This is a genomic window from Bacillus sp. HMF5848, from assembly GCF_003944835.1.
Taxonomy (GTDB): Bacteria; Bacillota; Bacilli; order Bacillales; family HMF5848; genus HMF5848.
Genome location: NZ_RWIV01000001.1, coordinates 3,439,414 through 3,462,206, shown reverse-complemented (window position 1 = coordinate 3,462,206; position 22,793 = coordinate 3,439,414). Strand labels below are relative to the sequence as shown.

Below are 22,793 nucleotides of genomic sequence, written 5' to 3'. Positions count from 1 at the left end.
TCACACTAAATAAACAGGGGCGGGTCTTAGCCCCTTTTTGAGAAATATAGTATGTGAAGTATTGAGCAATCAAGACGAGAGGAGTATGATAAGTATGAGTATTGCAATAGGTACGAAAGCATCTATATCTAAAACAATAGCAGAATGTGATATTTATAGTTTTGCAGGTATAACAGGTGATTTTAATCCAGCTCACATAGATGAAGAGTATGCCAAAACAACCCCATTTCAAACTAGAGTTGCTCATGGCATGTTAACAGGTGGGCTTATCTCGGCTGTACTCGGTATGAAGCTTCCGGGACCTGGTGCTATTTATGTTGGGCAACAGCTTCGTTTCAAGAAGCCTGTCATGATCGGCGATACGGTAACAGCTGAAGTAGAAGCAATTGAATTAGTTGATAAAGGCAAGTATCAGTTATTAGTTTTAAGAACAAATTGTTTTAATCAACGAGGAGAAATTGTGGTGGAGGGAATGGCTGAAGTTATTCCACCACAAAACTAGATGAGGAGGATAATATTTTATGATAGTTCAACCAATTGTCACAGGAAATGTAGCAAGATCTGCCCATCCGTTTGGGTGTCAAGCTGCTATTGAAAAACAAATTGATTATGTAAAGCAGCAAGGCTCATTTAAGGGGCCGAAAAAAGTTCTTATTCTTGGTGCGTCATCAAGCTATGGATTGGCATCACGTATAGCACTAGCCTTCGGAGCAGGTGCTGATACGATCGGCGTTTCATTTGAAAGAGGTATTACAGACGACCGCCTAGGAACAGCGGGCTGGTGGAATAACATATTCTTTAAGAAGGCCGCAGAACGTGAAGGATTACTTGCAAAGAATTTTATCGGTGATGCCTTCTCAGATGAAATGAGAGCGCAAGTGATTAATTATATTAAAGCTGAATTCGGTGGAGAAATCGATCTGTTAATATATAGTTTAGCATCAGGTTTTCGTAAAGATCCGAAAACAGGCTCAACATATCGTTCTGCAATAAAACCGATCGGATCCGCATTCACGGGCACCAATGTCTCATTAGAGAGTGCGGAACTATTTGAACAAACTATTGAAGCAGCAAGTGAGGAAGAAATAGAGCACACTGTCAAAGTAATGGGTGGAGAAGACTGGGAGTTATGGGTGCATGCATTGCATGATGCTGGTGTATTAGCAGAAGGCTTCAAAACGACACTATATTCTTATATTGGGCCAGAGGCTACCCAAGCGATATATGGTGAAGGAACACTCGGGCGCGCGAAGCGTCATACAGAGGAGACAGCAGATCGAATTGATGCGTTCATAAGTGATAAAATCGGTGGAGAAGGCATTGTATGTGTAAGTAAGGCTGTGACTACGAAAGCAAGTGCTGTTATTCCAACTTTTCCGGTCTATGCGAGTGCGTTGTATAAAATTATGACGGAAAATGGTCGTCACGAAACACCAATTATGCATAAATATCGATTTTTAAAAGACATGTTATATGGTCAAAAGCGTGAAACAGATGAGGCTAGCCGTTTAAGACCTGATAATTGGGAGTTAGATGAAGGTGTCCAAAAGCATGTTAAGGATATTATGAAAAAAGTGACTCCGGACAATCTGCGGGATATCACGGGGTTTGAGATGTTTAAACAAGAGTTTTTGGAGTTAAACGGATTTGGACTAGAAGGTGTTGACTACAACCGTCCACTTGATATAGACAAATTGAAGGCGATGCTGCCATAAAGAAAAGCAAAAGAACCGAAATCTATTTCGGTTCTTTTATTATGCCATCAATTTTTTCGGCGAGACTTTGATAATGCTCAAATAACACAGTACCTTCTTCATAGATACTTAATTCTTCTTCATCAGCACGAGGTGGTTCTATAGGTAATTGAGCGAGCAATGTAGTATGTAATGTTTCAGCTAAAAGCTCTCCACCACGTGATCCAAAGATGTGGAATTTTTCATCACTATTAGGTGGTTGAAAATATGACATATTTTCCACAACACCAATGACATCATGTTTTGCTTTAATCGCCATCGTACCAGCACGTTCTGCGACATGAGTGGCAGTTTGATGCGGTGTTGTGACAATAATTTCTTTACTCTGTGGAATAAAGTGATGCATATCTAACGCTACATCACCTGTACCAGGCGGCATATCAAGAATGACATAGTCCAATTCTCCCCATAGAACATCCTTAGAGAAATGTTCCACCATTTTTCCAAGCATAGGACCACGCCATACAACAGGATCATTGTTATTAATCAAAAAGCCCATTGACATTACTTTTACTCCATGTGATTCTATCGGAATGATTTTTCCATTAAATGTTTTCGGTTTTCCGTCAATTTTCATGATTTTAGGGATACTAAACCCATATATGTCTAAATCAATTAAGGCAACAGCCTTCCCAAGCTTAGCTAGTGATATAGCTAGATTCGTTGATACTGTTGACTTCCCAACCCCACCTTTTCCGCTCGTAATGGCTATGACAGTTCCAGATAACATAGTAAATAACATCCTTCCTTAACTTTTAGGTGTGACGTACATCACTGTAACATTCTATTCCTTTTCTTACAATTAACACTGTGATATTAGTGATAACTAAATTACAAAGAGCTATATCGATAATTTCATTTTAATAAAAATAACAATATCGAACTGTGACAAACTTAACTGTTGTGTTATTAAAGTTTAATTACGATTGTAATAGGTATAAATACACTAATCTACTACTTATGATTGCAGGAGTGATATACATGAACAAAACATTTGAGCGATCCTTTTATTCAAAAACAAGCATGTACTCATTTATCGTCACTATTGTTTTGTTGTTTTCAGTTTGGATAGCAACAGATCAATTTCTTCACATGGATATGGCATTGCTTGGATATTTAGTATCTTCATTAATTTTTGCCATAGGATTAACGATTCGCATGTGTGCATGGGTGATACGTCCAGCTACACATCAAGTCATTAAACGCAGTTTTAAAAACTTGAAAAATAAAGATAGAATCAAACGAAACATGACTTCCATTATTAAAACAGGCTTTGAGAATATTTTTCTACAAAAGTTTATTTTTAAACGTGGAATATATAGAGGCATTCAGCATTTCATGATTGCTTGGGGTTGCATAGGGTCCTTCGCCTTTACATTCAGCTTAACATTTGGTTGGTTACGTTTTGATTTAATCGATGCCGACACATATCAAGTGGTTGCTTTCAATATTCCAACGATGACGATGTACGCGCATGGATTAATTGCAGAGCTTATGTACAATGCCCTGAATTTCTTCGCTTTAATGGTGTTAGTCGGTGCCTCTATGGCACTTGCAAGACGTGTGGTCAACAAAGATGTACGCGTCACTCAACGCTTTGAATTTGATATTTTACCATTATTAATTTTGCTACTAGTTACAGTATCCGGATTAGTGTTAACTGTGTCATATGCGTTTTTAGATGGATTTATGCACCATTACTTAACACTGTTCCATCAAGTAACAGTCGTTATTATGCTCGTATTCTTCCCATTTGGCAAGCTTTACCACGTCCCTATTCGACCGCTAGCAGCAGGTGTACCTATGAATTACCAAGAAGAGCTTGAAGTGGATACAAGAGCATGTAAGAAGTGTGGTGACACATATAGCTCGGATGACCAGATTACAGATGTTAAAGAAATTTTAGCAGTTCAGCAATTCGACTTACAGTTGGAGGATGGCACATATCTTTCAGATTATTGCCCAGCATGTCGTCGCCGAATCCGTGTGATGAAGCAAATGAACTTGGAACCAGCGGCATTTGGGAAAGTCGATCCTGTTCAAACGAATAACGGAGTTCATATGTCAGGGTTTGGTAAAAAACGCTCTGATGATTATTACAATTTACCTGAACATGTAAAAGAGCAGTTAAATAAATATCGTGCAAGTGGAGGGGACGAATAATGAGTCAATTTCATGTAAAAGAGGGAGTAAAGAACTTACTTAAACCAGGAGAATCGTTAGTTACAACACATTGCTGCTACTGTGGTATGCAATGTGGTATGCATATACGTGTTGAAGATAAAACAGGAAAAGTGGTTGGTGTAGAGCCACGCTACGATTGGCCTGTAACGAACGGAAAAATGTGTCCAAAAGGTGTGACAGCGTACCAAACAATCGATCACCCAGATCGTATTAAGCGCCCACTTATTAAAAAGAACGGAAAATTTGTGGAGGCATCTTGGGACGAGGCTCTTGATTTAATAGAAAAGAATTTTAAAAGATTACAAGCAGAACATGGAAAAGATTCGCTATCAGTGTTTGGTGGCGTATCCATGACAAACGAAAAGTGCTATTTAGTTGGTAAATACGCTCGTGTTGGTCTTGGTACTCGCTACATTGATTATAATGGTCGTTTCTGTATGAGTTCAGCAGCTGGTGGATTCCTAAAAACATTTGGAGTAGACCGCGGTTCAACGTTACCATGGCCTGAAATCGAACACACAGATTGCTTATTTATTGCAGGATCGAATACAGCGGAATGTCATCCAACAAGTATTCAATGGCTATGGAAAGCAAAAGACAGAGGGGCAAAATTAATAATCGTGGATCCTCGTGAGACACCTACAGCTCGCGTAGCTGATGTTCACTTAGATCTTAAACCAGGAACAGACTCAGCGTTAGCAAATGGTATCATGCACATTCTTATCAAAGAAGGCTATGTTGATAATGAATACGTACAAGCCCGTTGTAATAACTTTGAAGATTTAAAAGCAGCTGTTGAAAAATGGACGCCTGAACTTACTTCAGAAATTACAGGCGTTTCAATAGAAAAAATTATTAAAGCTGCCCATATATACGGCATGGCAGAAAAATCAATCGTCATGTTTGCTCGTGGTGTTGAACAGCAATCAAAAGGTGTAGACAACGTCGCACTTTACTCATCGATGGCCCTATTACGTGGTCAAATTGGGAAATTTGCTTCAGGCGTGGCAACCTTTACTGGTCAAGGTAACGGACAAGGTGGTCGTGAGCACGGACAAAAATCAGATTTGCTACCAGGTTACCGTAAGCTAACTGACCCAGAAGCAGTAGAGTACATTTCAGGAGTTTGGGGTATTGATCCGAACGAGATGCCACAACCCGGTGTATCTGCTTATGAAATGTTTGATGAAATTCAAAAAGGTAACATTCGTGCGATGCACGTTATTTGTAGTAACCCAGCCGTTTCAGCTCCCAACTTAGAATATATTTGGGCTGGTTTTGAAAAATTAGATTTCTTAGTGGTAAGTGACTTCTTCATGTCAGAAACAGCACAGTTCGCAGATGTTATATTACCAGCAACATCTTGGGCTGAAGATGAGGGAACAACAACGAATCTTGAAGGTCGCGTTATACGCATTCGTAAAGTAAAAGACCCAGTTGGGGAATCAAAAACAGATTGGGAAATCATGAGCCTTATCTCAGAGCGTATGGGCAAAGGCAAACATTTCTCTTATAAAAATGCACTGGAAATTTATGAAGAGTTTCGCGTAGCAACAAAAGGTGGAAAAGCCGATTATTACGGAATCACTTGGGATCGTATTGATAAAGAAGATGGCGTGTTTTGGCCCTGCCCTTCAGAGGATCATCCAGGCACACCAACGATGTTTAAAGAAAAATTTGGTACACCTGATGGAAAAGCGAATTTAGCAGTAGTGGATTGGAAAATGCCAGGTGAATATGCAACAGCAGACTATCCACACACATTAACAACAGGCCGTGTTGTATACCACTACTTATCTGGGAACCAAACAAGACGTGTCGACTTCTTAATGGACCAATGTCCAGAGCCATTTGCCGAAATGCATCCGGAACTGGCTAGTCAATATAACTTAAGAGATGGTGATCAAGTAAAGCTTGTGACTCGTCGTTCAGATATGACAGTACCAGTGAAAATTACAAAGGCAATTCGTAAAGACACAGTATTTGTTCCTTATCACTGGGGGGAGCAGTTAGCGGTAAATAAATTAACAAATCCATGTTTAGACCCGGTTTCTCGTATGCCTGAGTTTAAAGTTTGTGCGGTCAAAATGGAGAAGGCATAAAAACGGATAAGGGAGAGAAAACAAATGAACAAAATAATGTATTTAGAATTTGAACGTTGTATCGGTTGCCGCGCCTGTCAAGCGGCATGCCGGGAGTGTGGCGATCACGATGCAAAAGAGCGTAACTATGTTGAATACGTTGACTTTATGGAAAGTCGACAAACGTACCCGATGCTTTGTATGCAATGTAAAGATCCGGCATGTGCTCGTGTATGTCCAGCAAACGCGATTCAAATTACAGAAGAGGGCGTTGTGTTATCAGCAATGGAAGAAAAATGTATTGGTTGCCGTAACTGTACATTTGGCTGTCCATTTGGTATACCGAAGTTTGATTTTGAAGAGAATAAAATGTATAAGTGTGACATGTGCTATGACCGTTCTAAGTATGATATTGCTCCTATGTGCGCGTCTGTATGTCCTAGTGATGCAATTCGATTCATTGACTTTGAAGAAATGCAGTCGCTACGTCGTAGACGTACACAAATGAACCTTGTTGAAGGGAAAAAGCCACAAGAAGGTAACAAGTGGGACTACGTTCCTGAATTCTTTGGAGTATATACAGACTAATACAAGGAAGGGAGCGAACGACCATGTCTGATGAGAAAAAAAAGTTACCCCGAAATACAAAAGATTCACAAGACGACATGATTAACCTTGTGGACAATTTAAATCGCGATGATGATGTGCGTTTTAACCGTCGTGCTTTTATAAAATCAGCAGCTGGTGCATCGGTTGCGTTAGGCCTTGCCACTCTTCCCTTCTCTGTTCTTGCAACGAGAGCGGGGCAGGAAGAAGAATCAGCACGTGTAGCAATTGCTAAGCTAAAAGACTTGCCAAAAAATGAATCATTGAAATTTAACTACCCAACTGAACATGAGCCAGCTATTCTTGTTCATACGAAAGCTGGCGAATTGAAGGCGTATAATAATAAATGCACTCATCTACAGTGTCCCGTCTTTTATGAAAAAGAAGAAGAAACTCTATTATGTCCATGTCATAAAGGGTATTTCAGCTTAGAAACAGGACATCCTGTTGCAGGACCTCCACAGCGTGAGCTTCCTTTAATTGAGTTAGAAGTTGAAGGAGATACGATATACGCAGTAGGAAGGAAGATTCGTCATGGGTAAAAAATCATACTTGATTATCATTCTCCTAACAATTGCTGTTAACGTTGTTATGCTTCAGTGGACAATTGAATCATATTATGGATTAGAGTATGACCACGTATATCTTTATACGGCTATTGCCCTCATATCATCTGCTATATGCTTAACAGCGTATTTTGGATGGAGAAAAAAAGAATACAATTCGAAACCGCAAAAAAGACAAAGCTAAGCCTTTGTCTTTTTTGCGTTCTGCTGAAGAAGAACAAATGTAATTTTACTAATTGTGTTCTGAGTGAATTGTGAGCAGATTCATCTGAATGAATTTGTAGTACTCATGCGCAAAGGGAAGGTCTCACGCGTGAATAATATTTGGTTGATAGAAATGGGTGAGAAACGTAGTAATATATACTAGGGTTTTCCGCACAAACAGTAGGATTTTCCGCAGAACTACCGAAAGTTTCCGCAGAAACAAAGATTTTTTCCGCACAAACATAATGTTCATGCGGGAGTTACGACCAAATAACTAACCAGGATATAAAAATACCTATGTATTTGCTGGTTTATTGTAGTAAATACTTAATACATGGAGGTGCTACAATGAATCATAACAAAGACTACGATCGTGACCATGATCGTGAGGATACGTTACATACAGGGGGACTTCAAGATGTGTTAAAGCAGGCATATGAAGTCGAGGATGAATTAATGCGGCAATATATGATAACTGCTGAACGTATTCATGATAACCCTGAATTGAAGGATAGACTACTGAATTTTGCTCAAGGTAATGCTAAAAGAACAAGGCAGTTACAAGATGAATTAAAGCAATTGTAGTATACTTTACATAGTAAAAAGCATATTGAGAGCCTACTTTAATCATTGTTTAGAGGCTCTCATTTTCTGTTTCTGTTTTAAGCAAGAAATCACTTATCCCGATATCTTATAAGCTCATCTTCCATATCCTCATTTGAAAAATGTATATCGTCTTTTTTTAACCTTATTCGTATTAGTAGTTCTAGTTTTTCATTAATACTTGATAAGGTCGACACAACAAAGCCGATGACGATAATATTAACTATAATTAGTACAATACTGAAGATCTCCACAAAAACCACTCCCTAATAAAAAACACACGAGAATCTACTTACTTTCGTGTGCCAGTTGAATCATTTTATTTACCATTCATTCGTAGGTTCTATTATTAACGTATTACTTGTATATGTTTTTTCTCCGAACATCGTAATAATAGTACAACTAGTAATGTTGCCAGTAGTTGATTCTGTTTCTGAGCTTACATATAGACCATTACCTAATTCCGTTTCTTTTTCATCTAATACGCGCACTTTTTTTCCTTCCAACGTGCGAAGCTTTGCTTCTTGTAAAAAGATAATCCACTCTGTCCAGTTCGTAACGATATACGCACCATCACCATTTGCTAAATATCCTAGTAACGATTGACTGTCGTCGATTTCAGCTTCAAGGTGATCTGCAAGATTAATAAGTTTGTCGTGTACTTTTTTGAATCTGTTCATAGGTAAGTCACCTGGGAAACCAATCGTAGCTTCTTCATCTGTAGCAGATTCAATGGATAGTAATATGTGTAATCCATCCATAAACACCCACTTGCCATTTTGTAAAATAAACCCTTCAGCAAACAGAGCGTCTGCTAATTCTTTATCTTTGTTATATTTCAATAGTACTGATAACAAATATTACCGCCCCCTTAGGTTCATAAATTGTTCACTAAATACTGTGACGTACGTCACAATGTTAACAACGTAATTACGTTACTATAATACCATAAGGTGAACACCTAAAAACATAGTCATCATAATATCCGTAATATAGGAGGAAACAACATGGCAAGAATTCAAACGTGGGATGTCGAGAATCCGACATTTTGGCAAACAGAAGGGAAAAAACATGCACAACGTAACCTTTGGATATCAGTATTTTCTTTAATGCTAGCTTTCATCGTATGGCAAATTTGGTCAGTAACTGCAGTGCGCTTAAACGATGTCGGCTTTAACTTTACAAAAAATGAATTATTCACATTAGCAGCTTTACCAGGGTTAGTAGGGGCAACATGTCGGATATTCTTTACGTTCATGCCTGGTATCGTTGGTGGTCGTAACTGGACAGTTTTCAGCACTGGTATTCTATTAATTCCAGCGATTGGAATTGGGATTTCCGTTCAGAATCCAGATACATCATACATGACAATGGCGATTTTAGCAGCACTTTGTGGAATGGGTGGCGGTAACTTCTCGTCATCAATGGCAAATATTAGCCCATTTTTCCCGAAAAAAGAAAAAGGAACAGCAAATGGTATTAATGCAGGTCTTGGTAACCTTGGAGTATCAGTTGTTCAATTCGTTACACCAATTGTAATCTTTGTTCCATGGTTAGGTATGTTAACAGGTGGTGCACAAACATTACCAGATGGATCAGAAATTTTCATTCAAAACGCAGCTTTTGTGTGGGTATTACCAATTGCAATCATGACAGTTCTAGCATTCTTTGGTATGGACAACCTACCAGGATCAAAGCAATCATTTAAACAGCAATCAGTTATTTTCAAAGAAAAGCATACTTGGATTATGACTTGGTTATACACAATGTGTTTCGGATCATTCATCGGTTTTTCGGCAGCATTCCCATTGTTACTCCGTAATGAGTTCCCTGAAGTAAATGCTGCAAGCTTAGCGTTCTTAGGGCCTTTCGTAGGGGCAGCAATTCGCCCCGTTGGTGGATGGTTATCAGATAAAGTAGGTAGTGGTGCAAAAGTAACATTCTGGGATATCGTAGCGATGATTGCAGCGACAAGTGGCGTACTTTACTTCTTAAACGCGCATAACTTCGTAGGATTCCTAACAATGTTTATCGTGTTGTTCTTTACAACAGGTATCGCAAATGGTTCTACATTCCGTATGATTCCATTCATCTTTGATGGTAAAAAAGCAGCTTTAGCAGCTCCAGTTCTTGGATTTACAGCAGCTATCGCAGCATACGGTGCATTCTTCATTCCGAAAATTTTCGGGTGGGTACCTGCTAATGCAGCACTAACTGGTTTCATCGTATTTTATGCAGTGAGCCTAGTAATTTGCTGGTATTACTATTCTCGTAAAAACGCAGAGGTTAAATGTTAATTTGCTTATTTCTCAATCAGTTATCTCCCCCTTTTGATACTGATTAAATATAGACTTTGAGACTGTTCCATAGGAGCGGTCTCTTTTTTTTGTGTGTACGAAAACTAAAGTATTGAATGAGTTAATGACGAGAGGTACGAGAACTTGATGACGTCAAACAATTGTTATATTCAAACAAAAGGTTTAAAGTACAACTGGTCATGGATTAGACATGTTAAAAAATTTCGCAATTAATAGCAGAGATTTCATAGAATTTACTGTTATGGTATTAATAAAAGTTTAAAGTAATTGTTAAATCTAGATTAATTATAACTAGTTGAATAGTATGCTTTTTGAATATTGTGGTATTATTACAATTAATTTAATTAAATGGTATAATATTACAATTGGTTTGATGAAGTAGTAGAATAATAGGGAGTGGTTATTATTTTCTTTTCTATAAAAAAAGATACTTTTTTTCTTTTGATATCATTTCTTTTTTTTATGGGTATTATTGTTACGTCATATCATTTGTGGATTGGTTTAATCACGATACTTTTGTGTTTAATTTTTCTGTACATTGGAAATGTTGCAAACCGCTTTTTACTCTCTCTTTTTATTGCTTTTCTTTTTAGTTTTTTTCTATTTCAACTAACTACAAATGTTCTCAACACATATGATCTCTCAAGAGAGGCTAAAATTCTAATAAATAGATGTTTGTTGTTACTAATCTTAATAGTGGTATACATAACGCACAAGCTTCAAAAAAAACAAATCTCTTTTTATCTTCAAAAACCGGAATTCAATAATATTATAGAATTTCCTTTCCATTCAATAAAAACATCATACTTTTTATTAATTGGCTTAATAATTAATGTATCAATTTTTGTTCCATTTATTGTTAAGGAAAATGTTATATATCTTAAGTCTACTTTTGTTTTTAGTTTATTATTTTCTCTTGTTAATGCAACCTTAGAAGAACTTATATGGCGAGGCATTTTGCTAGATAGTCTGAAACGATATATGTCTGTTTTATATGCGATTATTATTACGAGTGTGGGGTTTGGTCTACTCCATCTTTCGATTGGAATATCACTATTAGTAAGTCTACTTTTTTCATTCGGAGGATTATTTTATGCCTTTGTAGTTTTAAAAACCAATAGTATATATCCTGCTATATTTTTTCATTTTGTTATTAATATGGGAATGGTGTGGAGTGGATGGATATTGTAAGTGGTATCCTAGCATTTAAAAATGACTTGTAACAAGGTTAATAGATTAATTTCAGCTGACTTTGTTAAGTAATATTTCTTAGCTCATAAGTAACTGAGTTAAGTTTTGATTTAGAGAAAGTACAAAACAGTTCATATGTGGTAAATAGCATATAATTGTTGTAGCCTGTATCTCTTTATCTTAAGAGATGCAGTTTTTTTTTGAGCAATTATTGTAGTTTTCGAAACATTACGCTTCGCTTTCCGCGGGGGCGTGATCTCCTAGAGCATTGTGTGCTAGTACGCCTGTTTAGTGCTCACCCGTGCTACTATGTGCACATTAGAAGTTCGCGCGTTTCAATATAATCACAAGGTTAATGAACAACATTCATTTATAAAAGAGACAATCATTCAAATCACTGATGCTGAAAAAGAGTTATCCACAGTTATTTCGTGGTAGAACGTTTTATAAAAATGCGATCAACTAGTAACTTATAATAACAGAAAATGATTACCTCAAAACTAATTGACAAAGTAAAAGGTCAGAAGTAAGATTAATCTATAAAGTTATCGATTAACTAAAAGTTAATCATTTTATAGTGTTAGGAGGTATAAGAGTTAACGTGAATACATTTAAACATGAGGTAACAAAAGAACTAACCGAACATATTTTACCCTTTTGGATGAAACAAAAAGATGATATATACGGTGGATTTTATGGAGAAGTCGATTATAATCTAAACGTGCATCAACAAGCTAATAAAGGTGGAATAATTACATCCAGGTTTCTTTGGACGTTCTCAGCAGCATATCGAGTTACAAATGATAAAACTTACTTGAATATAGCTACACATCTATACAATTTTTTAATAAACAAAGTATATGATCATGAACATAAAGGTCTATATTGGATGGTAGATTACAAAGGTACCCCAATAGATACCAGAAAACATGTGTACACACAATCGTTTGGCATCTATGCTTTAAGTGAATACTTCCGTGCCACCCAAAATGAAGAAGCACTTAAAATGGCAAAGGATTTATTTGAACTAATAGAAGAAAAGGGTTATAACCAATCGATAAATGCTTATAGGGAAGAGTTCGATCGGCAGTGGAATGAAGTTCCGAATGAAATGTTAAGTGAAAATGGTGTAATGGCAGAAATTACGATGAATACAACTATTCATGTGTTAGAAGCCTATACTACTTTATATAAGGTGTGGCCTACCGAGCAAGTAAAAAGCAGGATTGAGAATTTACTGCGAATTTTATATGAGAATATTTATGATAAAGAAACAAAGTTTTTAGGTGTATTCTTTGATATGAATTGGAATAGCATCATTAACCTAAAATCGTTTGGTCATGATATTGAAGCAAGCTGGTTAATTGATGAGGCAATCAAGGCTATTAAACTTGAAAAACCTGAATATCACCAGATGGTAATTGATATCGCTTACAATATAGCTAATTATGCAATACAAAATGATGGCTCGCTTATAAATGAGCAAGAAAATGATTTACTTGATAAAACTAGAGTATGGTGGGTGCAAGCAGAGGCGATGGTTGGCTTTCTTAACGCGTACCAACGCACACATGATCACATGTTCCTCAAAATTATTCAAAATTTATGGGAATATACGAAACAAAACATTATAGATTCCCGTGAGAATGGTGAATGGATATGGTCAGTGGAAGCTAATGGTCAACCAACGAAACGCAATATAGGAGACCCTTGGAAAGGTTCTTATCACAACGGAAGATTCTGTTTAGAAATTATAGAAAGGATGTCAGTATAATGATGCATGAAAAGTATTTTGAATTAAAAGAGAAGCAAGAAGCTTTACTAACTAGAAAAAATGAGATTAACGAAGAATTTTATAACGGAGTGTATGACCGTTATGAATACCCGGTCATAACACGTCACCATGTCCCTCTTCATTGGAGATTTGACTTAAATAAAGAAACAAATCCGTTCTTTATGGAAAGACTAGGAATTAACGCGGCGTTTAATGCTGGTGCACTTTATTTAAATGAAAAATATTATTTAGTAGTGCGTACAGAAGGACTAGACAGAAAGTCTTTCTTTGCGTTAGCTGAAAGTGATACGGGAATTGATAACTTTAGGTTTATTGGCAAACCTCTTACGTGGGAAGATATTGATGAGGATGAAACTAACATATATGATATGCGCCTAGTTAAGCATGAAGATGGCTGGATTTATGGTGTTTACTGTTCAGAAGCTAAGGATCCTGATGCGACGCCATTTGATACTTCAAGCGCTGTTGCACAAGCTGGGCTAGTGAGAACAAAGGATTTGAAAAATTGGGAGAGACTTCCGAATATCCAAACAAAATCACCGCAACAGCGAAATGTTGTACTTCATCCGGAGTTTGTTAATGGAAAGTATGCGTTCTACACGCGTCCACAGGATGGATTTATCTCAACTGGATCTGGTGGCGGTATTGCGTGGGGGGTGTGTGATAGTATTGAAAACCCCGTGATTAATAAAGAAGAAGTGATAGATGAAAGAAGATATCACACTGTCTATGAGGTGAAAAATGGTCAAGGACCAGCGCCTATTAAAACAGAAAAAGGTTGGATTCATATCGCTCATGGTGTGCGAAATACTGCAGCGGGGTTAAGATATGTCTTGTATACATTTGCTACAAGCTTAGATGATCCAAAACAGGTTATTGCAAAACCAGGAGGTCATTTTATTGCACCATATGATGACGAGCGTATAGGTGATGTTTCTAACGTCATATTCTGTAATGGTGCGGTTGTAAATGAGAATAATGATGTCTTTATTTATTATGCTTCAAGTGATACGCGTATGCATGTCGCAACCACGACAATAGATAAGCTTGTCGATTATACGTTTAACACACCTGAAGACCCTTTCCGTTCATTGCCTTGTGCAATTCAACGTGGGGAGTTAATAGAGAAAAATGAAAACTTGTTGAAACAGAACAGTTAATAAACCTACTGTTATGAAAGCTCTTTCCTTATGAGCTAAAAACATCTAAAATAATAGGTATATGTTTATAAGTAGAGCTTTTATCGACATTTTAGAGGTGGAATCTATGAAAAGTAATGTAACAATGCGGGATATTGCTGACAAGCTTGGAGTTAGTAGTGTTACTGTTTCTAAGGCTTTAAATGATAAAGATGGTGTAAGTGAAGAATTAAAAGAAAAGATTAAGCAACTAGCAGAAGAAATGGGATATCGTTATAATGCAGCTGCAAAATCTATGAGAGAAGGTTTTTCTTACAATATAGGTGTAATCATTCCAGAAAGATTCACAGGAGAAAGTCAATCTTTTTATTTAAAAATGTATCAATACATCACAAGAGTTCTTGAGACATACGGCTATTATGGAATATTGCATATCCTAGACAACGAGGATGAAGAACATGTCAATTTACCCCGTATTTATTATGAAAAAAGAGTAGATGGTCTTATTATTCTTGGACAAACAAGTAAAGGGTACATTGAAAAAATACAACAAGTAGAAATGCCTAAACTATTTTTAGATTTTTATGATGAACACGCTGATGTTGATTCAGTTATAACAGATAACTTTTATGGTGCGTATGAAATGACTAACTACTTGATAAGAAATGGACACAAAGATATTGCATATGTGGGAAATCTTTATTCAACAAGTAGTATTCAAGACCGCTTCTTAGGTTACTATAAATCTCTATTAGAGCACAGAATGATCCTTCGTGATGAATTGGTCTTAAATGATAGAGATGAACGAGGTAAGTACATTGATATCGAACTTCCAGATAAGCTCCCTACTGCTTTCGTATGTAATTGTGACCAAGTAGCTCATAATCTGATCAATAAGCTTAAAAAATTAGGATACGCTGTTCCAAATGATGTGTCCGTCGTTGGTTTTGATAACGATATATACGCTACAATCACAGAGCCTCAATTAACAACTGTTGAGGTTGATATTGAAGAGATGGCAAACACAGCGGTTAAATTTATTATAGAGAAAATTAAAAATAAAAATAAAAGCTACGGCAGAGTATTAGTAAAAGGTAGAATTATAATAAGAGACTCCGTACGGAAAATTTAAACAAGGTAGGGTTGCCCGCCTTGTTTTTCTATTTACTAAGCGATAAAGGGAGGTCACTAAGATATGAACAGCAAGTTAAATATCTTCTTTCAATATTTATATAAATTTTTCAAAGTCAGCTTTTTTTTCTGGTTGTATTTGCTAAAAGGCCTTGTCATTTATGCAGTGATTCCTTCTGCTAATGCACTATTGGTAACACTTAAAAATATTTTAGAAGGTGTAGATGAAGAAGATGATATAAAAGCTTTATATAAGAAGAACTATGAAGCACTTGCTTCAGAGAGAATGTCATCGTTTCTCTTCTCCATTAGCTTTATTTTAATATATACGGCTTTGTTTTTTGTGAATAAATGGAGCAGCTCGTACTCGTTAGCTATAACCTTAGTTCTTTTATATATTCTAGCTCTTACTGTATTATTGTTACTTTATAGTGTGTATTTCCTGCAATTCAAAAACAAGAATTGGAAGGGGATAATCCTACTCTCTTTTTTTTCATCTATTAAATATATTCACCTATCGTTAGCAGTATTAACCTTAATTATCATTATGTACTTTACAGCAACATATAACTTTGCCTTTTTTGTTATATTTGGACCATTTTTATTCGGCCTTGGGACAAATCTAATATTTACGAGAGTGAAGAGTGTTTAGGATGAGTGAAGATATGCGACATTATAAAAAACATAATGTTTTAATTATTTAATTGATTAGTAAGGTGGATTAGCTTGAGGTAATTGTTTTCTTTTCGATCACTGGCTCTTATGCATCAGAATAACCTGCAATACCCAGATTGGTTTATTGAAATGCAAGTTTTAGATAATTCCAAACCCAGGGTAGGACCGAACAAAGTTAACGAAAGTGATTATATAAAATGTCTGTATTACTAAAAGAAATGAATGGAGAAGCTAAAAAAGCATGTAGAAATCGAAATTGAGAAATCAACAGTAAACTTAACGATAACTTTATTGTAAAATACTGATTTATATTTTATTAAGAAAAATCTAGATTATAAGTACTGGAACAGCAAGGATACAGCTGGATTCTTGCTGTTTTTTTATGGTTAACTAACAATTATTGAAAAATAGTTTACTAAATTACCTTAATAAATGTACACGCTTACTATATAACTAAACAGAGGTTTTTGAGAATTAATCAAATATATTTACTTAAAAAACGTTGACAAGAAAGCGGTAACATCATAAAATTATATTGTAAGCTTAACGTTAACTTAATTTACTAGAGAGGGGTTCGAAAATCTATGAAGAAAAGTAGAATGGCATTATTGTTTTTATCGGTTGTATTAATTCTAACAATGTTTGTAGGGTGTGGAGCTAAAGAGGAAAATACTAGCACTACTGATAACTCAAATGCTACAGAAGAAAATAGCAACACAACAGATAATGCAGCAAGTGAAGAAAACTCGGTTTCAGGAGAGATTACTGTATTAACAAATAGAACAGATATTGTTGATACTGTCTTTAAAGACTACGCTGCTAAGTTTAACGAGAAATACCCTGATGTAAAAGTGAGTTTTGAAGCAATTACAGATTATGAAGGTCAAGTTAAAATTCGTTTAAATACAAAAGATTATGGAGATGTTTTATTAATTCCAAATGAACTTCCAGTAACAGAAGTTCCTAATTTCTTTGAACCGTTAGGAACAGTTGATGAGTTGAGTGAAAAATATTTATTTGTTGATGAAAAGGCTTTAAATAATACAACTTACGGCATTCCAATTACTGTAAATGCAGAAGGAATTGTATACAATAAACGAGTGTTTGAAGAAGCGGGTATTACGGAATCGCTATTATCACCAGAAGCGTTTCTTGATGCAATGAAAAAAATTAAAGAGAATACAGATGCTATACCATATTATACAAACTATGCGGCGGGATGGCCTTTAACGCAATGGGAGCCTAACCGTTTATCGGTTGCCGGAGAACCTGATTATGTGAATGTACAAATGCCAAATATGGATGATCCGTTCTCACCTGGTAGACCTCATTATGTTGTATATAAATTAATGTATGATTTAGCAAAAGAAGGCTTAATTGAAAGGGATCCTTTAACTACAGATTGGGAATCTTCAAAAGCTATGTTAGCAAAAGGTGAGATTGCTTCAATGGTATTAGGTTCTTGGGCTATTTCACAAGTGCAGGCTTTAGCTGATAATCCTTCAGATATTGGTTATATGCCATTCCCAAGTAACAAAGATGGTAAAGTGTACGCTGCAAGCGGTGGAGATTATAAAATTGGTATTAATCTGAACTCTAAAAATAAAGACGCTGCAGAAGCTTGGTTATATTGGTTTATTAATGAATCCAACTATGCTGTTGACCAAGGTGGAATTTCACCTATTAAAGGTGCACCAATGCCAGAAACTTTAAGTGCGTTTGAAGAAATGGGTGTAGAACTTATTTCGAATGCTCCTCCTAAAGAGGGTCAAGACGGTTTAGTTGATGAAATTGATAAGCAAGGTGAGATAGGGTTGTGGGCTGCAGACTTCAAAGCGCGTATTATCGAAGCTGGAATTGGTAATAGAGACGAATCATATGACGACATTATGAATGATTTAAATGCAAGATGGAAGGAAGCAAGAGCGAAAGTTGTAGGTAACTAATTTTGCTCATAATAAGATGAGGGAAAGCACCAGTGCTTCTTCCCTCATCTTATAAAAATGTTTACATTCGAAGTGAGGTATCAACTCATGTTTAAACTCTCTAACCTTAACTACAAGTCACAAAGAATATTAATCATTACTCTATTTTCCTTCATTCCTGTCGTGCTGCTTATAACTTTCTCTTATTTACCTGTATTTAATATGTTTCAATATAGTTTTACGAATTGGAATGGCTATAGTAAGGAATCAGAATTTATTTGGTTTGAAAATTACGTTACTATTTTTACAAGGCCCGAATATTTCTCGGTTTTTAAGGTGAGTTTATATTACTTTTTGGCAACTTTTGTACAAATGGGAATCGCATTATATTTCGCAACGATTTTAAGCTTTAAGGTGAAATATAGTAACTTCTTTAAAGGGACGTTATTTTTCCCGTATTTATTAAATGGTGTTGCAATTGGGTTTATCTTTTTATACTTTTTCAGGCCAGATGGAACATTAGATAGTATCCTTGCTTTTCTAGGGCTTGGTGAATATGTTCAATTGTGGCTAGGAAACCCAGATATTATTAATATCTCATTAGCAGGTACATCTGTATGGAGATATATGGGTTTTAATTTCATTATTTTCTTAGGAGCTATACAATCTATTCCACATGAAATTTATGAAGCAGCTGAAATAGATGGAGCAAATAGATGGCACCAGTTCCGCTTTATCATTTTACCAAGCATTAGAAGAATTGTAGAACTAAATATCATTCTAGCTATTAGTGGAGCAATCAGTGCTTTTGAAATTCCTTATATCATGACATCAGGTAACAACGGCAGTAAAACATTTGTCATTCAGACGGTAGATACAGCATTTAAGTACAGTAAAGTTGGGCTTGGTTCTGCGATGGCTGTTGTTCTTCTGTTTATTGTCGTAATTGTAACAGTTATTCAAAAGAAATTTTTATCAAATAAGGAGGCCTAGAAGTGTATCAACTAAAACAGTATTTTATAAAAGTATGTAAGTATGCAACCTTGCTTCTAGGTGTTTTAACAGCATTAGTTCCTATTGTAGTTGTTCTCTTTGCATCATTTAAAACATCAGAAGAATATGCTAACACCGGACCTTTAGTGCCTCCTAGTAGCTGGCTCAATTTCGAGAACTATAGCCGAGCATTTTTTGAAGGTAACATGTTGACAGGTTTTATAAATACAACAATTATTCTTCTAATCTCCATTACCGGAGCTGTGATATTCGGAACGATGATTGCGTATGTGTTAAGTCGCTTTGATTTTAAAGGAAGTAAGATTCTTATGGGAGCATTCTTGCTAGCAACACTTATACCTGCAGTTACTACACAAGTTGCTACTTTTCAAATTATCAGTGCGTTAGGGGCTTTTAATACAAAATGGGCTGCTATTTTACTTTTTATGGGTACGGATATAATTTCTGTTTATATTTTTCTTCAGTTCCTAGACACGATTTCAAAATCATTAGATGAATCAGCCATGCTTGATGGTGCATCGTATTTCACAATTTACAGAAAAATCATTTTACCGTTGCTAAAACCAGCTATCGTTACTGTATTCATTATTAAAGGTGTAAATATTTATAACGATTTTTACATTCCGTTTTTATATATGCCAAAGACAGAACTTCAAGTTATATCTACAGCATTATTTAAATTTAAGGGACCGTATGGTTCTGAATGGGAAGTTATCAGTGCGGGAATTATTATAGCTATTATCCCAACTTTAGCGGTATTCCTATCATTACAAAAACATATTTATAACGGTATTGCAGGGTCTGTTAAATAGTGCCAACGAACGAAATGGTGTGATGAGATTATACAGGTGGAATCGATATCATATCATTCGATGTATATAAAGAAGACATTCAAATACAAAGAGATTTAGTGGAAGAGAATGACAAGTTTTATTATTGTGAGGCGACAAAACTTTTTTGAAAAATAATCTAGCAGAATTCGAAGATATAGCAAATAGAATTATCCAACTTAAAGCTCTTGAAAGGAGTTAATAACATGAAACATGTAAATATCATTGGAGAGGCGTTACCAAATATACCTTGGCAGGAAAAACCAACTAATAGTGTGGGGCCTGTTTGGAGACATTCTGAAAATCCAATTATTGACCGAAATCCTGTAAGAGGAATTTCAAGAATTTTTAATAGTGCGGTTGTACCTTACGAAGGAAAGTTTATTGGTGTGTTCCGCGCCGAGACAGTAAATGGACGCCCTCACCTGCATTTAGGCTTTAGTGAGGACGCTCTTAACTGGAATATCGAAGAAGAGCGTATTCAGTTTGTCGATGAAACTGGCAACCCATATCAACCTCGCTATGCGTATGATCCGCGTTTAGTAAAAGTGGAAGACACATATTATATCATCTGGTGTACTGATTTTTATGGAGCAGCACTAGGTATCGCAAAAACAACAGATTTTAAACATTTTGTTCGTATTGAAAATCCATTTCTACCTTTTAATAGAAATGGTGTATTTTTTCCAAGGAAAATCAATAACAACTTTATGTTGTTATCACGACCAAGTGATAGTGGACATACACCTTTTGGTGATATCTTTGTTAGTGAAAGTCCTGATCTGGTCTATTGGGGGAAACATCGTCATGTAATGAGTAAGGGTGGTCAAGGGTGGTGGCAATCACTAAAAATTGGTGGTGGTCCAGCACCGATTGAAACTTCTGAAGGATGGCTTATGTTCTATCATGGTGTAACTGGAACATGTAATGGATACGTATATAGCATGGGAGTTGTTATCTTAGATTTGGAAGAACCATCAAAAGTAAAGTACCGTTCTGAAAACTTTGTGTTAACTCCAGAAAAATGGTACGAGGAAAAAGGATTTGTAGATAATGTTATTTTCCCATGCGCGACGTTACATGATGCGGAAACTGGTAGGATTGCAATCTACTATGGTGCAGCAGATACGTATGTAGGTGTAGCGTATACGACTGTAGATGAAATTGTTAATTACGTGATTAACACTCATGAAGTTGTGGGTGATGATGCTGAAGAAGGTAAAATGTAAACACAAACGAATGTGTGTATGTATAAAAGTTCAATAATTTAAGCGCCCTAATCCTTTCGACGCTTCACCCCCTAAGTATGGAAGTACCATATATCCGTGAAGGGGGCATGGCGAATGTATAGGAAAAAGGGCTTTTTTGTTTATGAGAAGAAAGGGGGACCCCTTTTGCCGAAAGTAGTTGAGCCGTTATTAGACCACCCTGCAACGCTTGATGGAGCTTCTATTTTGGGTGACGTTTCATTTCTTTCATATCATATGCTTATTTTTTGAGAAAGGTAAGTTAGCAGTTATGGAAACATGCGATGAGCTGATGAGTAAGTGAGAGGTTTTTATGACCTCAAAATTTACGCCAATAAAAATGACTAAAATAAAAATTTGCTTACGTAAGGAGACGAATATATTGGAATATATTAAAGGTTTTACATTTGGGTGGTTAGCGAGAAAAGGAGATTTTGAAAAGATAGAGGCGAAACAATCTCTTAAGCTACTTAAAGAACGGACAAATAGTAATTATGTGATTTTTGCTTTAGCAGCCTTACAAGATACAGCACATTCGACGAAAATAGACTATACAGATTCGCATATGGTAGATGACGATGAATTGGTTGGGATGATAGAATATGCCCGTTCGCTCGATTTAAAAGTAATAATAAAGCCTACAGTCAATGTGAAGGATGGAACGTGGAGAGCTCATATTAATTTTTTTGATATAGATGTCCCGTGCGAACCAAGATGGCGTGATTGGTTTAGGAATTATACAGCTTACCAGCTGCACTATGCAAGAATTGCTGAAAGAATGAATTGCGAAATGTTTATCGTAGGCTGCGAAATGGTACAGACGGAGCGTAGAGAGAGAGAATGGCGCAAGTTAATTGACGATGTGAGATCAGTTTATAAGGGCCTTATTACGTATAATACAGATAAATATCAAGAGGGACATGTAAAATGGTGGGATGCTGTTGATGTCATTTCTTCAAGCGGCTATTATCCGATTGATGATTGGGACGCTCAGTTAGATAGAATTGAAGGAATAATTAAACCATATAACAAGCCGTTCTTTTTTGCTGAAGCTGGATGTCCAAGTCGAACAGGGTCATCACTTGTGCCTAATGATTGGAGTCTTATTGGTAATGCAAATCTACAAGAGCAAGAAGAGTATTATAAAGAAATGTTTATGAAAACGAGTGTAAAAGAGTGGATTAGCGGCTTTGGTCTATGGGATTGGAGTGCTAACTTATACGACAAAGAGAAGGCTGTATTGGATAGCGGTTATGGTGTGTTTGAAAAGCCTTCTGAAAAAATTATTAAGCAATTTTATACGCTAAAATAACTTCTTGGAATTTAATTGAGAAATAAATATGACAGGAATATTATTCTGCCGCCTGTTGGATTTGGAGATTGCCACGTAAAAGCTATTGAAGATTATTAGTCAGTATTTGAAACGATGTAACTACAAATAGTTATTTTTCTATCGACTTGTCAAAATCAAATGTTCAGAAATGTTATCTGGAGTGGATCATGGTGTTGTTTGCGTCCGTATGGAACGGA

At 36.2% G+C, this 22,793-nt stretch carries 22 protein-coding genes; 19 read left to right on the top strand and 3 right to left on the bottom strand.

The genetic code is table 11. The annotated features are described in order from the left end of the window. Positions 1-94: 94 nt before the first annotated feature. Entirely contained in the window at positions 95-502 is a 408-nt protein-coding gene (locus EJF36_RS16620) for a MaoC family dehydratase (protein ID WP_260471924.1), read from the top strand. A gap of 19 nt (positions 503-521) precedes the next feature. Next, positions 522-1,715 (top strand): enoyl-ACP reductase FabV, encoded by a 1,194-nt coding sequence (fabV, locus tag EJF36_RS16615; RefSeq protein WP_125907366.1) that lies wholly within the window; start codon positions 522-524, stop codon positions 1,713-1,715. Between the two features lie 22 nt (positions 1,716-1,737). Here the strand turns inward: fabV and EJF36_RS16610 are convergent, their stop codons facing one another. Further along, entirely contained in the window at positions 1,738-2,484 is a 747-nt protein-coding gene (locus EJF36_RS16610) for an Mrp/NBP35 family ATP-binding protein (protein WP_260471923.1), read from the bottom strand. Between the two features lie 251 nt (positions 2,485-2,735). On the opposite strand from EJF36_RS16610, the gene EJF36_RS16605 reads away from it, so the two are divergent. From EJF36_RS16605 to EJF36_RS16580, 6 genes are all read left to right on the top strand, one after another. Next, positions 2,736-3,917 carry an MFS transporter gene (locus tag EJF36_RS16605; protein ID WP_125907364.1) on the top strand — a complete coding sequence of 394 codons (1,182 nt, stop codon included), beginning with the start codon at positions 2,736-2,738 and terminating at the stop codon, positions 3,915-3,917. Next, on the top strand, positions 3,917-6,040 hold the full coding sequence (fdhF, locus tag EJF36_RS16600; RefSeq protein ID WP_125907363.1) for a formate dehydrogenase subunit alpha: 2,124 nt from the start codon (positions 3,917-3,919) through the stop codon (positions 6,038-6,040). Before EJF36_RS16605 ends, fdhF begins: the two co-directional genes overlap by 1 nt. Positions 6,041-6,064: 24 nt before the next feature. Continuing rightward, a complete protein-coding gene (locus EJF36_RS16595) occupies positions 6,065-6,607 on the top strand; it encodes a 4Fe-4S dicluster domain-containing protein (protein WP_125907362.1) in 543 nt (180 codons plus the stop codon). 23 nt (positions 6,608-6,630) lie between these two features. After that, positions 6,631-7,167, top strand: coding sequence for a Rieske 2Fe-2S domain-containing protein (locus tag EJF36_RS16590; RefSeq protein ID WP_125907361.1), 537 nt, complete (start codon positions 6,631-6,633; stop codon positions 7,165-7,167). Beyond that, positions 7,160-7,375: a hypothetical protein gene (locus EJF36_RS16585; protein ID WP_125907360.1), complete on the top strand. Its 216-nt coding sequence runs from the start codon at positions 7,160-7,162 to the stop codon at positions 7,373-7,375. Before EJF36_RS16590 ends, EJF36_RS16585 begins: the two co-directional genes overlap by 8 nt. Before the next feature lie 368 nt (positions 7,376-7,743). Continuing rightward, positions 7,744-7,980, top strand: a complete 237-nt coding sequence (locus EJF36_RS16580; protein WP_125907359.1) for a hypothetical protein — start codon at positions 7,744-7,746, stop codon at positions 7,978-7,980. 89 nt (positions 7,981-8,069) lie between these two features. Here the strand turns inward: EJF36_RS16580 and EJF36_RS16575 are convergent, their stop codons facing one another. Together EJF36_RS16575 and EJF36_RS16570 are read right to left on the bottom strand one after the other, a co-directional pair. Further along, the gene (locus EJF36_RS16575; protein ID WP_125907358.1) at positions 8,070-8,252 is read right to left on the bottom strand and encodes a hypothetical protein; all 183 of its coding nucleotides are present in this window, start codon (positions 8,250-8,252) and stop codon (positions 8,070-8,072) included. Between the two features lie 69 nt (positions 8,253-8,321). After that, a complete protein-coding gene (locus tag EJF36_RS16570) occupies positions 8,322-8,855 on the bottom strand; it encodes a hypothetical protein (protein WP_125907357.1) in 534 nt (177 codons plus the stop codon). 150 nt (positions 8,856-9,005) lie between these two features. On the opposite strand from EJF36_RS16570, the gene EJF36_RS16565 reads away from it, so the two are divergent. From EJF36_RS16565 to EJF36_RS16515, 11 genes are all read left to right on the top strand, one after another. Next, positions 9,006-10,295: an MFS transporter gene (locus EJF36_RS16565; RefSeq protein ID WP_125907356.1), complete on the top strand. Its 1,290-nt coding sequence runs from the start codon at positions 9,006-9,008 to the stop codon at positions 10,293-10,295. A 483-nt stretch (positions 10,296-10,778) separates the two neighbouring features. After that, entirely contained in the window at positions 10,779-11,507 is a 729-nt protein-coding gene (locus EJF36_RS16560) for a CPBP family intramembrane glutamic endopeptidase (protein WP_125908427.1), read from the top strand. A gap of 601 nt (positions 11,508-12,108) precedes the next feature. Beyond that, positions 12,109-13,281, top strand: coding sequence for an AGE family epimerase/isomerase (locus EJF36_RS16555; RefSeq protein WP_125907355.1), 1,173 nt, complete (start codon positions 12,109-12,111; stop codon positions 13,279-13,281). Next, entirely contained in the window at positions 13,281-14,462 is a 1,182-nt protein-coding gene (locus EJF36_RS16550; protein WP_125907354.1) for a glycoside hydrolase family 130 protein, read from the top strand. The genes EJF36_RS16555 and EJF36_RS16550 overlap by 1 nt, the downstream gene beginning before the upstream one ends. A gap of 106 nt (positions 14,463-14,568) precedes the next feature. Continuing rightward, on the top strand, positions 14,569-15,573 hold the full coding sequence (locus EJF36_RS16545) for a LacI family DNA-binding transcriptional regulator (protein WP_125907353.1): 1,005 nt from the start codon (positions 14,569-14,571) through the stop codon (positions 15,571-15,573). 63 nt (positions 15,574-15,636) lie between these two features. Continuing rightward, positions 15,637-16,224, top strand: a complete 588-nt coding sequence (locus tag EJF36_RS16540) for a YesL family protein (RefSeq protein ID WP_125907352.1) — start codon at positions 15,637-15,639, stop codon at positions 16,222-16,224. A 607-nt stretch (positions 16,225-16,831) separates the two neighbouring features. Then, positions 16,832-18,193: an ABC transporter substrate-binding protein gene (locus EJF36_RS16535; RefSeq protein ID WP_125907351.1), complete on the top strand. Its 1,362-nt coding sequence runs from the start codon at positions 16,832-16,834 to the stop codon at positions 18,191-18,193. 87 nt (positions 18,194-18,280) lie between these two features. Then, the gene (locus tag EJF36_RS16530) at positions 18,281-19,165 is read left to right on the top strand and encodes a carbohydrate ABC transporter permease (protein WP_125907350.1); all 885 of its coding nucleotides are present in this window, start codon (positions 18,281-18,283) and stop codon (positions 19,163-19,165) included. A gap of 2 nt (positions 19,166-19,167) precedes the next feature. After that, positions 19,168-19,998 carry a carbohydrate ABC transporter permease gene (locus EJF36_RS16525; RefSeq protein ID WP_125907349.1) on the top strand — a complete coding sequence of 277 codons (831 nt, stop codon included), beginning with the start codon at positions 19,168-19,170 and terminating at the stop codon, positions 19,996-19,998. A gap of 224 nt (positions 19,999-20,222) precedes the next feature. Further along, entirely contained in the window at positions 20,223-21,245 is a 1,023-nt protein-coding gene (locus EJF36_RS16520) for a glycoside hydrolase family 130 protein (protein ID WP_125907348.1), read from the top strand. 400 nt (positions 21,246-21,645) lie between these two features. Further along, the gene (locus tag EJF36_RS16515) at positions 21,646-22,575 is read left to right on the top strand and encodes a glycoside hydrolase family 113 (protein WP_125907347.1); all 930 of its coding nucleotides are present in this window, start codon (positions 21,646-21,648) and stop codon (positions 22,573-22,575) included. The last annotated feature ends 218 nt before the right edge of the window (positions 22,576-22,793 follow it).